The 1,274-nt window shown below is 48.3% G+C and carries 1 protein-coding gene; it reads right to left on the bottom strand.

The features are described from left to right. Nucleotides 1-810, bottom strand: an 810-nt coding sequence (locus IQ242_RS25080) for an FAD-binding protein (RefSeq protein ID WP_193961821.1), incomplete at its 3' end; no start/stop codon positions are given. Nucleotides 811-1,274 lie beyond the last annotated feature (464 nt).

Below are 1,274 nucleotides of genomic sequence, written 5' to 3'. Positions count from 1 at the left end.
ATCGAAGGGAAAACGCCGCCCCTGGGCATCAATTAAATGCGCTCCTTCGCCGCGCACCGCCTCACTAATTAAAAACCGCGGCGCCCCCGACACAGTCAAAGCGGTGGGGTGAAACTGAAAAAATTCCGGGTCGCGAATCACTGCCCCAGCACGCCAAGCGAGGGCGACTCCATCCCCGGTGCTAACGGCGGGATTGGTAGTTTGGGCATAGACTTGACCGCCGCCTCCCGTAGCCAGAATGACTGCTTGCGCTCGTAGCCAACAGAGATGATCTTGATGGAGTAAACAAATACCTTGACAGCGTTGCCCTTCTGAATCAAGCCACAGTTTCAGTGCGATCGCTTGGGGAATAATGGTAATATTGGGGCGTTCGACCACTTTTTCCATCAGGGTACTGATGATCGCTCTCCCCGTGCGATCGGCCGCGTGCAGTACCCTGGCCTGGGAGTGGGCAGCCTCAAGAGTGCGGGCTAAGTCGTCTCCAGAGCGATCAAAACTAACCCCCAACCGCAGCAAATCAGTGATCGCTTGCGGGGCCTTCTCGACTAAAAACTGCACAGCAGAGCGCTCGCATAAGCCCGCTCCAGCTTTCAGGGTATCTTCCAAATGGAAAACAGGGGAATCTGCCGGGGACGTGGCTGCCGCAATTCCCCCCTGCGCCCAATCACTAGCCCCGGTTTTTAAATCTTCTTTGGTAATTAAACCCACCTTTAAGTTAGGGGGTAAACACAGTGCGGCATACAATCCCGCCGCTCCCGATCCCACCACTAAAACATCTTGATAACTCGGCAGTTGCGAGGAAACGACCATGTAGGAGTTAATTGATAAATTCTATTTATTCTAGCACTTCATTTCTCTATAGTTCTGGCAAAAATCGCCAGTCTTTCCCTTGGGGCAGTATCTGGTCGCCAGTCGTCAACTTTTGACTGAAAACTCCAATCTGATCCCTAGACCTCTTATAAAAATCAAAAATTGTTGTTAGATTTAGGAGTCAGTATTCTCCGAGTCAGTAGAATTAAAAATGAATAATAATCAATTAAATAATCTATACTTTAGACGTTCATAATCTGAGATTTATTAAACTTCTGAAATCGTAGAGTTAGCAAGGAATCCAGTTCTTTTTTATGTTTCAGATGGGCATCATTCAGACCTGAGAGGGGGACAAGCGAGCTAGAAGGTAGATAGGGCAAGCGATATCGCTCTTTGTCCTTTGATGTAATCCTTCAACCGATAGCGGCTAATTTGCATTAACTCTTCTATATTTTTTGGGAACA

The organism is Microcystis sp. LEGE 08355 (genome assembly GCF_015207185.1).
Classification (GTDB): Bacteria; Cyanobacteriota; Cyanobacteriia; order Cyanobacteriales; family Microcystaceae; genus Microcystis; species Microcystis panniformis.
Note: the sequence above shows the minus strand (reverse complement) of the source record. Positions and strands in the feature narration are given on the sequence as shown.